Annotated in this window: 16 protein-coding genes; 15 read left to right on the top strand and 1 reads right to left on the bottom strand. The window is 63.3% G+C overall.

Translation table 11 applies throughout. The features are described from left to right. The first annotated feature begins 137 nt into the window (after positions 1-137). From NKH98_RS22940 to NKH98_RS22885, 12 genes are all read left to right on the top strand, one after another. Positions 138-464 carry a DUF736 domain-containing protein gene (locus NKH98_RS22940; protein ID WP_352901919.1) on the top strand — a complete coding sequence of 109 codons (327 nt, stop codon included), beginning with the start codon at positions 138-140 and terminating at the stop codon, positions 462-464. Between the two features lie 182 nt (positions 465-646). Next, entirely contained in the window at positions 647-907 is a 261-nt protein-coding gene (locus NKH98_RS22935) for a DNA -binding domain-containing protein (protein ID WP_352901917.1), read from the top strand. A gap of 122 nt (positions 908-1,029) precedes the next feature. Then, positions 1,030-1,368 carry a transcriptional regulator domain-containing protein gene (locus tag NKH98_RS22930; protein WP_352901914.1) on the top strand — a complete coding sequence of 113 codons (339 nt, stop codon included), beginning with the start codon at positions 1,030-1,032 and terminating at the stop codon, positions 1,366-1,368. Continuing rightward, a complete protein-coding gene (locus NKH98_RS22925; RefSeq protein WP_352479113.1) occupies positions 1,304-1,792 on the top strand; it encodes a DUF2285 domain-containing protein in 489 nt (162 codons plus the stop codon). The genes NKH98_RS22930 and NKH98_RS22925 overlap by 65 nt, the downstream gene beginning before the upstream one ends. Positions 1,793-1,916: 124 nt before the next feature. Then, entirely contained in the window at positions 1,917-2,198 is a 282-nt protein-coding gene (locus NKH98_RS22920) for a helix-turn-helix transcriptional regulator (RefSeq protein ID WP_352479114.1), read from the top strand. A gap of 92 nt (positions 2,199-2,290) precedes the next feature. Then, positions 2,291-2,809 (top strand): DUF2840 domain-containing protein, encoded by a 519-nt coding sequence (locus NKH98_RS22915; RefSeq protein ID WP_352902006.1) that lies wholly within the window; start codon positions 2,291-2,293, stop codon positions 2,807-2,809. Next, complete coding sequence (locus NKH98_RS22910) at positions 2,806-3,330, top strand: S26 family signal peptidase (RefSeq protein WP_352901910.1); 525 nt, start codon at positions 2,806-2,808, stop codon at positions 3,328-3,330. Before NKH98_RS22915 ends, NKH98_RS22910 begins: the two co-directional genes overlap by 4 nt. 92 nt (positions 3,331-3,422) lie before the next feature. Next, positions 3,423-3,758, top strand: a complete 336-nt coding sequence (locus tag NKH98_RS22905) for a DUF736 domain-containing protein (RefSeq protein WP_352901907.1) — start codon at positions 3,423-3,425, stop codon at positions 3,756-3,758. Between the two features lie 3 nt (positions 3,759-3,761). After that, on the top strand, positions 3,762-4,532 hold the full coding sequence (locus NKH98_RS22900) for a lytic transglycosylase domain-containing protein (RefSeq protein ID WP_352901904.1): 771 nt from the start codon (positions 3,762-3,764) through the stop codon (positions 4,530-4,532). Positions 4,533-4,775: 243 nt separating this feature from the next. Then, the gene (locus NKH98_RS22895; protein WP_352901901.1) at positions 4,776-6,515 is read left to right on the top strand and encodes a relaxase/mobilization nuclease domain-containing protein; all 1,740 of its coding nucleotides are present in this window, start codon (positions 4,776-4,778) and stop codon (positions 6,513-6,515) included. Positions 6,516-6,537: 22 nt separating this feature from the next. Continuing rightward, entirely contained in the window at positions 6,538-8,523 is a 1,986-nt protein-coding gene (locus NKH98_RS22890) for a conjugal transfer protein TraG (RefSeq protein ID WP_352901898.1), read from the top strand. Between the two features lie 4 nt (positions 8,524-8,527). Next, positions 8,528-8,971, top strand: a complete 444-nt coding sequence (locus NKH98_RS22885) for a CopG family transcriptional regulator (protein ID WP_352901895.1) — start codon at positions 8,528-8,530, stop codon at positions 8,969-8,971. Positions 8,972-9,169: 198 nt separating this feature from the next. Here the strand turns inward: NKH98_RS22885 and NKH98_RS22880 are convergent, their stop codons facing one another. Next, positions 9,170-9,610, bottom strand: coding sequence for a hypothetical protein (locus tag NKH98_RS22880; RefSeq protein ID WP_352901893.1), 441 nt, complete (start codon positions 9,608-9,610; stop codon positions 9,170-9,172). Positions 9,611-9,951: 341 nt separating this feature from the next. Between NKH98_RS22880 and trbB the strand changes: the two genes are divergently transcribed. From trbB to NKH98_RS22865, 3 genes are read left to right on the top strand one after another with little or no spacing between them, the layout of a single operon-like run. Next, positions 9,952-10,935 carry a P-type conjugative transfer ATPase TrbB gene (gene trbB, locus NKH98_RS22875; protein WP_352801870.1) on the top strand — a complete coding sequence of 328 codons (984 nt, stop codon included), beginning with the start codon at positions 9,952-9,954 and terminating at the stop codon, positions 10,933-10,935. Beyond that, positions 10,932-11,264, top strand: coding sequence for a TrbC/VirB2 family type IV secretion system protein (locus tag NKH98_RS22870; RefSeq protein ID WP_352479121.1), 333 nt, complete (start codon positions 10,932-10,934; stop codon positions 11,262-11,264). Before trbB ends, NKH98_RS22870 begins: the two co-directional genes overlap by 4 nt. Beyond that, a complete protein-coding gene (locus NKH98_RS22865; protein ID WP_352479122.1) occupies positions 11,264-11,545 on the top strand; it encodes a VirB3 family type IV secretion system protein in 282 nt (93 codons plus the stop codon). Before NKH98_RS22870 ends, NKH98_RS22865 begins: the two co-directional genes overlap by 1 nt. Positions 11,546-11,553: the final 8 nt, after the last annotated feature.

Below are 11,553 nucleotides of genomic sequence, written 5' to 3'. Positions count from 1 at the left end.
GTACAACAAAGTCTCTCCCGCACCGTCCTCCGCTTCGCTTCGGCCCCTGGGTGCGCCGGCGATCGCCTCCGACCTTTCGATCACCATCGAGACCACAATGGTGTGGCTCGAAACAAACAGGATCAAGGAGAACTATCATGGCTACCATCGGCACCTTCAAGAAGTCCGGCAACAACGAGTTTACGGGCGACATCGTCACCCTCAGCGTCCAGGCCCACGGCGTTCGCATCGTTCCCGAAACCCGCGCCAACGGCGACAACGCCCCCAGCCACCGGGTCTTCGTCGGCCGAGCCGAGATCGGCGCCGCCTGGGCCAAGCAGTCCAACGAAGGTCGCAATTATCTCGGCCTCAAGCTCGACGATCCGAGTTTCAACGCCCCGATCTTCGCCAACCTCTTCGATGACGAGGAGGGCGAGGGCCACAGCCTGATCTGGTCCCGTCCGAGCCGCCGCAACGCCGAATAGGGCGCCCGAGAAGCCCGCCCGACCCGATCGGGCGGGCTCCCATTTTGAAGCAGCCTTGGCTGGCTCATCGGGGGCGATGCCGAGACAGCATCGCGTGATGCACTACGAGCCTCCTGTGCCGGCGAAACCAGACCTATAGGATTCGGACTTAAATCTCGGCCGTTTGCCGGGGGAGGGCAGCCATGATTGAGCCATTTGAGGAGACCGCGCCGACTGGCGATGAACTCACCGACTACGATCGCAGCCATGTGAAGCTCTACATGCGTCTGTTCGACGCTGACGCTGACGGCGCCGATTGGCGCGAGGTGGTCAAGGTGCTCTTCGGGATTGATCCGACCAAGGACTCGCAACGTGCCCGGAGCGTCTATGACAGCCATCTCGCTCGAGCACGATGGATGACGCGTACGGGCTACCGATACCTTCTGCGTCAGAGTGACGATTAGCGAGCATTGCCGGCCGGTGATGCTGAAAAGGCATCACCCGATGCCTCCCCGGGACGTTTCGCCAACCACCAGAGTCCGGAATCGATTCGAGCACGACTTGGCCTTTCGCGAGGAGATGCACGATGAAGCCGAACACGTCGCGTTGGCGGGACAACAACAGCTACGACTTCTTCGACAGCTTGCCAATCGAAGGGCTCGCTTGGGAATGTCTACGCCGCTCAGATGCCTATCATCGCGCCTACCTGGGCCTTGTTCATTCCAAAACGGAAAGGGAGCCATTTCCCGCTGAGGCCCAGAAACGCTGGGGGTTGCGATTTCCCGGCACGGCCCGACCTTTCGGCCCTGGCGCAAGACGTCTTGTGGTCGCCTCTGGTGGATCCCGCGGTGTTGGCTCTCATGTCATCACCCGACTGCCTGCCGATCGGCCCTGCGACGCTCAGCGGAGTCGAAAGGCATCGTGAGAGCCCGCAGGGATTTCACGCTATTCATGACAACGGGATAGCCACCCAGATTCTGCTCCTTCCCGGCAGCGAGGGCGACCATTCGCTGGCGGCGGTGATCCCGCTGGATTCTCAAACGCTGGGACGCGTCGAGGCTCTCGTCCGTTTCTGGCGGGCCTATCACCGGCGACCTGTGCCGCCAGACACGCGCGTAACCGTTCAGCAGCGTCGTCGCCTGCGCTTGATGATGCAGGCGGCCGATGGCCGCACGAACGGCGCCAGCTATCGCGAAATTGCGAACGCCTGTTACGGAATTGAGCGTGTAGGCGCCAATCCGTGGAAGACGTCATCCCTGCGTGACGCCGTCATTGGTCTCGTCAAAGGCAGTGCCGCCATGATCGGCGGAGGCTATCTGCAACTGCTGCGCCACCGCACACGACACTAGCCCGGGGTGGAAATATCACGCCCCCCAATCTTCCCCATCCCCTGCGAAGCCCGCTTTCCGCCACCGTGATCGTCATCCGCCGCTGAACGCCAGCGGTTCCCATTAGCCCCACGGAGGCCCATCCATGCGATCAGATCTAGCCGTTTTGCCGCCGCGCTTTCTTCGCACCAAGGAAGCAGCCGAATTCCTCAGCCTGTCATCGCGTACGCTCGAGAAGCATCGCACCTATGGCACCGGTCCCGCCTATCGCAAACTCGGTGGCCGCGTCGTCTATGCCCTTGACGACCTGCAGGCGTGGGCCGAGCGCGGGGCCGTGATCTCGACTTCGGACCCACGCGGCTCAGTCCTTCCCGCCAAGCGCCATTTGCCGATGCCTGCGATCCTCACCGGACGGCCCGGACGGTGATTTGCGGGACCGCGCAGACAGTGCGGCCGATCGCGCAATGGACAATTGCTTGTCGTCATCAGGCTGATTCCCAAAAAGAGCAGGACCACACAATGACCGATACCACGGCCCTGGATTCGACCGGGTCTGCCGGCGACGCGTTGCAGAACGGCAGCCTCACCCGTGTCGAACTGACATGGATCGCGGAGAAAATCGAGTTCTGGATCCGCTTCGGGTCCGCCGATCGAGAGCAGATCCTCGACCGGCGCCGGCGTGTCCTTTGGTTTCGCCCCGGCGCCATTTTTGCCTTCGTCCGATGGGCATCGAACGACTTCGGCACGATCATCTCCCGTCTCGATATCGTGCATGCCGTTGCACCCGGCCAAGCCTGCCAGACGCTGCCTTTCGTGCGACCCGGCGGCGACATCCTGCTGACGATGCAAGGTTGGCCGAGCGTCGAACAGGTGCTGCAGATGATTGACGCCGTCGAGCGTCTCGGGATCGATCCGGAAACGGTCTCGCCCGATCACTGGCGGCACGTCCATCACCGGATGACGGCCGGGCAAGAGCCGCGCGCCTACACGCTTGATCTGCATTGTGCCTACCTCCTTCGGAAAAGGGTGCGGCCATGAGGCGGTCGACAATCATCGTGGCAATGGCGCTGGCCAGCGCCGGCGTGTTCCTCCCAGGTCTCACGGCACCAGCGCCCAGGTTTATCTGGAACGCGTCACCCAGCGTGCCGATCGGCTTCTACCGGATCGACGGGGGCGGCAAGTTTTCGGCTGGCGACCTTGTCGCCGTACGGCCGCCTGAACCGCTGGCAGAGTTCCTTGCCGAGCGGGCCTATCTGCCGAAAGGCGTGCTGCTGCTCAAACGCATCCTTGCGGTTTCCGGCCAGACAGTATGCCGGATCAAGCTCGCAATCTCCGTCGACGGCCGTGACGTTGGCGCCGCGCTTGAGCGAGATCGCGCCGGCCGTGATCTGCCAAGCTGGCAGGGCTGTGACTTTGTTCCGGCTGCGTCTGTGTTCCTGATGAACCGGCAGGTCCGCGACAGCCTCGACGGCCGCTACTTCGGCCTCGTTTCCACCGACCACATCATCGGCCGCGCGGTCCCGCTGTGGACCGACGAGCAAGGCGACGGCCGCTTTTAATGGCGCGCGCTGAGCGCGGTGAGCGCGCCACCGACGGCCCTTTCAGGTCGTCCCCGACATCACCGCCGAACATCCTTGAAAGGACAAAGTACATGCCACAGATCGGACAATTCACGCGCAATCAGACTGGCTACTGTGGGCGCATCCGTACGCTCAGACTCGACCTCGACATCGCAATCGTCGAGGCCGAAGCGAGCGACATCGAAAACGCGCCCGACTATCGCGTGCACGCCGGCGGCGAAGACGGCCCTGCGATCGGCGCCGGTTGGAAACGCTCCGGCGAAAAGGCCGGTGAGTTCGTGTCGCTGCAAATTGACGACCCGACCTTCGCGCAGCCCATTCGCGCCAAACTGTTTCAGGACGGCGAGGACAAAACCTCCTGGGCATTGATGTGGTCGCGTCCGCGTGACCGCGCAGAGAAGGATTGAGTGATGTCCGCGCGCCGTCGGTCGACGAACCATCTAGACCCTTCCGCATTGCTTCGCGTCGGTTGGCCCAACGCGCTCGTCCTGCTTGCCGGGCTCTGCGTGCTATCTTCCGGTACTACGATTGCAGTGGCGAAGAGTGCCACAGCCGGCACGCCGGCGGCGCGCAGCTACGAGGCCCATATCGCGGACGCGGCGAGGCGTTTTAGGCTTCCGCCCGCCTGGATCCGTGCGGTCCTTTGCGCGGAAAGTGCTGGCGACCAACGCGCCACCTCGCCAAAAGGCGCCATGGGCCTGATGCAGATCGTACCGGCAACCTGGGCCGAACTGCGGGTTCGATATCGGCTCGGCAGCAATCCATACGATGCGCGCGACAACATCGTCGCGGGATCCGCTTACATCCGCGAACTCCTGGATCGCTATGGATCGCCCGGGTGGATTGCGGCCTACAATGCAGGCCCGGGGCGCTATGAGGCATCATTGCAGGGTCGGCCTCTGCCGCGGGAAACGCACGCCTATGTGACAGCGGTCGCGTCCGCCATTGGCAGCGACACTGCTACGACAGCGACCGGCCCGGCGCGCCCTAAGTCATCAGGATGGAGGACAGCACCGCTTTTCGCCCTGCTGCCGGCAGGAAAGCCTGCAGCAGATTCCCGGACGGTCGAAGACTCGGCCAATGACGTGCCGAGGGCGCAGAGTGTGCGTGAATCATCCAATGCCGCACCTCGGTCGGCCGGCCTGTTCGTGACGCAAGCGGGCGAGAGGGCTGAGCCATGAACCGGTACACCATCTTTGGTGCTGACGCGGACTCTAGCGCGCCATGGCGGGCGCCAGGGCTGGAGACCGCGCACACAACCGAGCGATGGCAAGATAAAAGCGCGCACATTGCGCCTCGGTTCGGTAGTTGTTTCTGCTCGATCTTCTGGCGCCTTGTGCACATTGTCCACATTCGGGGCAATGTGTGCGGCAACATCAAGTCATTGTATTTGCCTGCTCTTTTCAACGTTGCGGAATATCGCCATGGACAATGAGCGCGAGTTCCGCATCCGCCCTGGCCGGATGCGCTCGACGCGCGCCCAGCAGGCCAGGCGGTTCATCGCCCAGGCGCTGGCCGCGGCGAAAAAGGCCGGCGGCGGCATCTCGCGCTCGGGCAGGATTGTGCCCAGCAACCGCTCCCGTTTTGGTCACGGTCAGCGTGCGAGCATCCAGGCCAATCGCTTCATCACATCGCGGTCGCGCGGCGCGGTGGTCAAAGCCCGCGTTGTCCGCCATTCCGTGCGCGCTGGCGTGCTTGGCGCACACCTCAGCTACCTGCGACGCGAGGGGGTAACCCGGGACGGGGAGAAGGGTCGGCTGTTTGGGCCGGGGACGGAAGATGCAGATGCTGCGGCCTTCGCCGCGCGCACCGCGGAGGATCGGCACCATTTCCGCTTCATCGTTTCGCCCGACGACGCTCTCGACATGACGGACCTCAAGTCCTTTGCCCACGATCTTGTCGGGCAGATGGAGAAGGATCTTGCCACGCGGCTCGAATGGGTTGGGGTCGATCACTGGAACACCGCGCATCCGCATGTCCACCTGATCGTGCGTGGGGTTCGTGACGATGGCCAGGATCTGGTCATCTCGCGGGATTACATTAGGCAAGGGATGCGCGACCGGGCTCGCGACCTCATCACCCAGGAATTGGGGCTGCGCACTGATCTCGAGATCCGCCGCGCGCTCGAACGTCAGGTCGAATCCGAGCGGTGGACGCAACTTGACCGCCAACTCGCTCGCGATGCCCGCCACACCGGCTTCATCGATCTTGCCCCACAGACCGACAGGCAACCGGACGCTTTCCATGCGATGAAGGTCGGCCGCCTGCGCAAGCTTGAAACACTCGGTCTCGCCGATCAGCTTGGCCCCGGCCAATGGCTGATCGACGACAAGGCCGAGACGACATTGCGCGAACTCGGAGAGCGCGGCGACATCATCAAGCGCATGCACCGCGCGCTCAGCGCGCAACACATCGAGCGCGGTCCGGCCAGTTACGTCCTGGCAGCAGAACGCCTCGACACGCCCGTTGTCGGCCGGCTGGTCGACCGTGGGCTCGACGACGAGCTGATCGGCACAGCCTATGCCGTGGTTGACGGCGTCGACGGACGCACCCATCACATCAAACTGTCCGACCTGGAATCTGCTGGCGACAGCGCGCCGGGATCCATCGTCGAGCTGCGCCATTTCGATGATGCGCGCGGCCTGCGTCGGGCAGCGCTCGCCGTGCGCTCCGATCTTGCCGTCGATGAACAAATTGTTGCGTCAGGTGCGACCTGGCTCGACCGCCAGGCCATCGCTCGCGAGCCTGTGGCCCTAGCCGAGACCGGTTTCGGTGCCGAGGTCCGCGATGCCTTGACCCGGCGCGCCGAACACCTTGTCAGTCAGGGGCTGGCGGAGCGGCAGGGAAGGCGGGTCGTCTTCACGAGCAACCTGCTCGACACGCTCCGCCGCAAGGAACTGGAGACGATCGGCGACAAGCTCGCGATCGACACAGGGAAGCCCTTCAACCCAGTCACAGGCGGTGGCTATGTGGCCGGCACCTATCGCCAACGTTTCACGCTCGCCTCCGGCCGCTTCGCCATGATCGATGATGGTCTCGGTTTCCAGCTGGTTCCCTGGACACCCTCTCTCGAAAAGCATCTCGGCCAACATGTCTCCGGCGTTGCCCGCGATGGTGGAGGGGTCGAGTGGAGCTTTGGCCGCAAGCGGGCTCTCGGCCTGTGATAGTTAAAGAAAGGATCAAGCGATGTCGGCCACCAAAATACTCTGGGGTCAGATCCTCACTGTCTTCCTGATCGTCCTGCTAACAGTATGGGCTGCGACGCAATGGACCGCATGGAAGCTTGGGTTCCAGGCGCAGCTTGGCCCGCCCTGGTTCGATGTCGGCGGGCTGCCGGTCTATTATCCACCGGCGCTGTTGTGGTGGTGGTATTTTTATGACGCCTACGCTCCGGATATCTTCCTGGAGGGCGGCTTGATTGCCGTGTCCGGCGGGTTCCTTTCGATCATCGTCGCGATCGGCATGTCGGTGTGGCGGGCGCGCGAAGTCAAGAACGTGCAGACCTATGGCTCGGCGCGCTGGGCCGACCGGCGGGAGGTGGAGGCTGCGGGTCTGCTCGGCAGCGATGGGGTGGTGCTGGGTCGCTATGACCGCCACTATCTGCGCCACGATGGTCCTGAGCATGTGCTGTGCTTCGCCCCAACCCGATCGGGGAAAGGCGTCGGCCTGGTGGTGCCCTCCCTGCTTGCCTGGCCGGGCTCGGCAATCGTTCACGACATCAAGGGAGAAAACTGGCAACTCACCGCCGGCTTCCGCGCTCTGCACGGCCGCGTGCTGCTCTTCGATCCGACCAACTCGCAATCGTCGGCCTACAACCCGCTTCTGGAAGTCCGCCGCGGCGAATGGGAGGTCCGAGACGCCCAGAACATCGCCGACATTCTGGTCGACCCGGAAGGCAGCCTGGAGAAGCGCAATCATTGGGAAAAGACAAGTCACGCGCTGCTGGTCGGAGCGATCCTCCATGTTCTCTATGCAGAGCAGGACAAGACGCTCGCCGGCGTCGCCGCCTTCCTCTCCGATCCGAAGCGCCCGATCGAATCGACGCTTGCGGCCATGATGAAGACCGCGCATCTCGGAGGGGCTGGCCCGCATCCGGTCATCGCCAGTGCGGCGCGCGAACTGCTCAACAAATCCGACAACGAACGCTCAGGCGTCCTTTCCACAGCGATGTCCTTCCTCGGTCTCTATCGCGATCCGGTCGTCGCCGAGGCGACCCGCCATTGCGACTGGCGCATCGCCGACATCGTCGGCGGGAAGCGACCGGCAACGCTGTATCTCGTCGTTCCGCCTTCGGACATCAGTCGCACCAAACCGCTCATTCGCCTTATCCTCAATCAGATCGGCCGTCGTCTCACTGAGGATCTCCACACAAAGTCAAACCGCCACCGGCTGCTGTTGATGCTGGACGAGTTTCCCGCCCTTGGCCGCCTCGACTTCTTCGAGAGCGCGCTTGCCTTCATGGCCGGGTATGGACTGAAGGGCTTTCTCATCGCGCAGTCGCTCAATCAGATCGAGAAGGCTTACGGTCCAAACAACTCCATCCTCGACAACTGTCACGTGCGCGTGAGCTTCGCCACCAACGATGAAAGGACCGCCAAGCGGGTCTCGGACGCGCTCGGCACGGCAACCGAAATGCGTGCAATGAAGAACTATGCCGGCCATCGGCTCTCGCCCTGGCTCGGACATCTCATGGTGTCGCGCCAGGAGACCCCACGCCAGCTCCTCACCCCCGGCGAGATCATGCAGCTTCCGCCAGCCGATGAGATCGTGATGGTGGCGGGGGCGCCGCCAATCAGGGCGAAGAAGGTGCGCTACTACGAAGATGCGCGCTTTCGCGAGCGCATCCTGCCGACGCCAGAGTTGGATAGGGCTGCAGCAACCGATCGTGGCGACTGGAGCCAGCTGCCGCCACCGACCCGGCCTGAGCTCGCCGATGCTTCCGCTGTGAGCGGAAACAGCGATGGCGATCCATCGGAATCAGAGCGACGCCTGCAACCCGAGCTCGAGCGGGCAGGGGCCGTGGAAAAAGCAGTCTCAATCGACAATGAGTTCGAGATCGAGCCCGCCGACGACGGGGACGATGATGCCATCCGCAATCGACGCCTGGCCCGGCTCATGCAGGGCATGGCGCGGCAGGTCTCACTCGATCCCGATGATGGAATGGAGCTGTAAGCGCATGACGGCTCGCAAAAGGAAAGTGCAGATCTCCGTCTATCTCGACCAGAGGATCATGGCGATGCTTGTCGACTATGCGGCGCGGCGCGATCAGCCCCAATCCATGATCGCAGAGGCCGCGATCGCCTCGTTCCTCTCGCCGGATGCTGATGAGCGTCGCGAGGCGGCAATTGCCAAACGCCTCGACCAGGTCGATCGGCGCCTGGCACGGCAGGAACGCGATATCGGCATCGCAGTCGAGACCCTGGCCGTGTTCGTCCGCTTCTGGCTCGCGACAACGCCGGCCTTGCCGGAGCCCGCCGCGCAGGCTGCGCGCGCCAAGGCCGCCGAACGGTACGATTCCTTCGTCACGGCCCTGGGCAGGCGCCTGGCGAAGGGACCGAAACTGGTGCACGAGATTTCCGAAGACATGAATCTCGGTGACGACGTTGCAACGCAGTCTTAGCGTTTGGCATTCGCCTTGCCGCCTCTCGCCAGGGCTGGTGCAGGTATTCAAAAGCGAGAGAGGGGTCGTCAGCCGTCGACCGCGCCGGCTTGAGGGACCTCAAATGAGGCCAGAAGGTCAGCTGCGAACTCGTGCAGGAAACGCTCCGAAACGACGTCAGCCGGCGCTCTTCGAGTGATCTAGTCGCCCCAGGCTTCCCTATCCGTTCCACATCGTCGAGCGGAGAAGAGCCTGCACATGCTCAGGCAGGTCAAGCTCACCACGCGCCTCGATCTCTAGAAGATATCCGGCTTTGGACAAGCGATCGCTTTCCCTGACTGCAGCATAGGCACAGATAGCCAGCAGCGCCGTTTCCTCAGTTCGGCTACCTCTATCACGATCCTGGCTGTTGCCGCCCGTTTCGCGGACGGCCTTGCCGAAGGCTGTGTATGCTTTCTTGTGCGCCTCAATCAGCGCTCCCAGCTGGTTGGACGGCTCTCTGTCCCCACGTGGCGGGTCTGCGGCGAAGGCCTTTGTCCCAACAGTCGAGGCCAAGACGGCGCTGCCCGAACGGGTGAGCAGGACGCGGCGGTTGATCCTGGTCGTGGCGAACCCTCCTCTTCCATCCGGGCAGGCTAGATCAGGTCTCCTAAGCACCATGGCACCGTAACACAACGGTTCGCGCATTCATGTCAGGATGGATGACCTCACAGCGGCCTTACAGCCATTATGGTTGAAGCGATCGCGGTTGGTCCGACTTTGTCCAACTGCTTCCAGACCTCGGCCATGCTGCTTCGCCCATCGCACATCGGCACCTGCGATTCCCTAGGACGATCACCGGGTCGTTGCCGAATGAGGCAAGGGCAGCCCGCCGTTCTCCTGTATTTACACGCCATACTACGACGCGCCGATATACTTGTTGCAGCGGCGCAAAATACCACTCTCTTAATCATCCCCGACCGGGGACCATCTGAATTGTTCCCGACCGAAACGGGGACAAAATGGCTGCTTCGCACAACGAGACCGAAGGACGAGCGCGCAGCTCGCGTATGCTGCGAACGGCGCTAGGGCCTGCCATCGGCCAATTCCTGGACGATCCCAAAATCGTCGAAGTGATGTTGAATCCGGACGGCCGGATCTGGGTCGATCGGTTCGCGGAAGGCCTGGCCGAGACTGACGAGATGATCTCAGTCGCCGACGGCGAGCGCATTGTGCGACTGGTCGCCCATCATGTCGGCGCGGAAGTGCACGGCCGCTCGCCACGCGTGTCGGCGGAGTTACCAGAAACTGGAGAGCGGTTCGAAGGGCTGCTGCCGCCCGTCGTCGCCGCGCCAGCCTTCGCAATCCGGAAACCTGCCGTCGCCGTCTTCACGCTCGCGAACTACGTGGCGGCAGGCATCATGACGACGGAACAGGCAGCGACCTTGCGCGCCGCCGTCGCCAGCCGTGCCAACATCCTCGTCGCCGGCGGGACATCCACGGGCAAGACGACGCTGACCAACGCCTTGCTCGCCGAGGTCGCGAAAGGATCTGATCGCGTCGTCATCATCGAGGACACGCGCGAACTGCAATGCGCGGCACCCAACCTCGTCGCCATGCGGACCAAGGACGGCGTCGCCACGCTCTCGGATCTGGTCCGCTCCTCGCTGCGCCTGCGGCCCGATCGCATCCCGATCGGCGAAGTCCGCGGCCCGGAGGCTCTCGACCTGCTCAAGGCTTGGGGCACAGGCCACCCCGGCGGCATCGGCACCATCCATGCCGGTTCCGCCCTTGGTGCGCTGCGCCGTCTCGAGCAACTCATCCAGGAAGCCGTCATCACCGTACCCCGCGCGCTGATTGCCGAAACCATCGATCTCATCGCGGTGCTCGCCGGACGCGGCTCAGCCCGGCGGCTTGCCGAACTCGCACGCGTCGAGGGTCTCGGCCCCGACGGCGATTATCGCATCATTCAAGCCGAACCTACCGTCACAGGAGACAATTCATGACCGCCGTCATTTCACGCGCCTACCGCAATGCCGTTGCCACCGCCACAACCCTGGCCATCAGTGTCATCGTCGCTCCGGCCGCCCATGCGTCTGGCTCATCGATGCCGTGGGAACAGCCACTCGAAAAGATCCTGCAATCAATCGAGGGTCCTGTCTCCAAGATCATAGCCGTCATCATCATCATCGTGACGGGCCTCACGCTTGCCTTCGGCGATACTTCGGGCGGTTTTCGGCGGTTGATCCAGATTGTCTTTGGTTTGTCGATCGCCTTCGCGGCGTCCAGCTTCTTCCTGTCGTTCTTCTCGTTTGGCGGCGGAGCATTGATCTGATGGCAACCGCTTTCGAACAGCTCGACGCAATTCCGGGATGGGCCGTGCCCGTGCACAAGGCGCTAACCGAGCACATTCTGCTCGGGGGCGCACCGCGCTCCATTGCGATCCTGAACGGCACCCTCGCCGGCGCGGTCGGCCTCGGCCTGCGCCTCTGGCTGGTCGGTCTCGTCATCTGGGCGCTTGGCCACGCCACTGCGGTATGGGCCGCCAGACGCGATCCACTCTTTTTCGAAGTTGGCCGCCGGCATCTGCGCATGCCCGGTCACCTGTCGGTTTGAGGACGCCG

This window comes from Mesorhizobium sp. M0833 (assembly GCF_040319905.1).
GTDB lineage: Bacteria > Pseudomonadota > Alphaproteobacteria > Rhizobiales > Rhizobiaceae > Mesorhizobium.
The sequence above is the reverse complement of the archived record's forward strand: the minus strand, read 5'-3'. Positions and strand labels throughout refer to the sequence as shown.

Bases quoted from the DNA above. Each gene is read 5' to 3' on its own strand.
- NKH98_RS22865 (WP_352479122.1), top strand. From the start codon at position 11,264: ATGGCAACCGCTTTCGAACAGCTCGACGCAATTCCGGGATGGGCCGTG.
- NKH98_RS22930 (WP_352901914.1), top strand. From the start codon at position 1,030: ATGAAGCCGAACACGTCGCGTTGGCGGGACAACAACAGCTACGACTTC.
- NKH98_RS22905 (WP_352901907.1), top strand. From the start codon at position 3,423: ATGCCACAGATCGGACAATTCACGCGCAATCAGACTGGCTACTGTGGG.
- NKH98_RS22915 (WP_352902006.1), top strand. From the start codon at position 2,291: ATGACCGATACCACGGCCCTGGATTCGACCGGGTCTGCCGGCGACGCG.
- trbB (WP_352801870.1), top strand. From the start codon at position 9,952: ATGGCTGCTTCGCACAACGAGACCGAAGGACGAGCGCGCAGCTCGCGT.
- NKH98_RS22910 (WP_352901910.1), top strand. From the start codon at position 2,806: ATGAGGCGGTCGACAATCATCGTGGCAATGGCGCTGGCCAGCGCCGGC.
- NKH98_RS22920 (WP_352479114.1), top strand. From the start codon at position 1,917: ATGCGATCAGATCTAGCCGTTTTGCCGCCGCGCTTTCTTCGCACCAAG.
- NKH98_RS22940 (WP_352901919.1), top strand. From the start codon at position 138: ATGGCTACCATCGGCACCTTCAAGAAGTCCGGCAACAACGAGTTTACG.
- NKH98_RS22890 (WP_352901898.1), top strand. From the start codon at position 6,538: ATGTCGGCCACCAAAATACTCTGGGGTCAGATCCTCACTGTCTTCCTG.
- NKH98_RS22900 (WP_352901904.1), top strand. From the start codon at position 3,762: ATGTCCGCGCGCCGTCGGTCGACGAACCATCTAGACCCTTCCGCATTG.
- NKH98_RS22880 (WP_352901893.1), bottom strand. From the start codon at position 9,610: ATGGTGCTTAGGAGACCTGATCTAGCCTGCCCGGATGGAAGAGGAGGG.
- NKH98_RS22895 (WP_352901901.1), top strand. From the start codon at position 4,776: ATGGACAATGAGCGCGAGTTCCGCATCCGCCCTGGCCGGATGCGCTCG.
- NKH98_RS22925 (WP_352479113.1), top strand. From the start codon at position 1,304: ATGTCATCACCCGACTGCCTGCCGATCGGCCCTGCGACGCTCAGCGGA.
- NKH98_RS22870 (WP_352479121.1), top strand. From the start codon at position 10,932: ATGACCGCCGTCATTTCACGCGCCTACCGCAATGCCGTTGCCACCGCC.
- NKH98_RS22885 (WP_352901895.1), top strand. From the start codon at position 8,528: ATGACGGCTCGCAAAAGGAAAGTGCAGATCTCCGTCTATCTCGACCAG.
- NKH98_RS22935 (WP_352901917.1), top strand. From the start codon at position 647: ATGATTGAGCCATTTGAGGAGACCGCGCCGACTGGCGATGAACTCACC.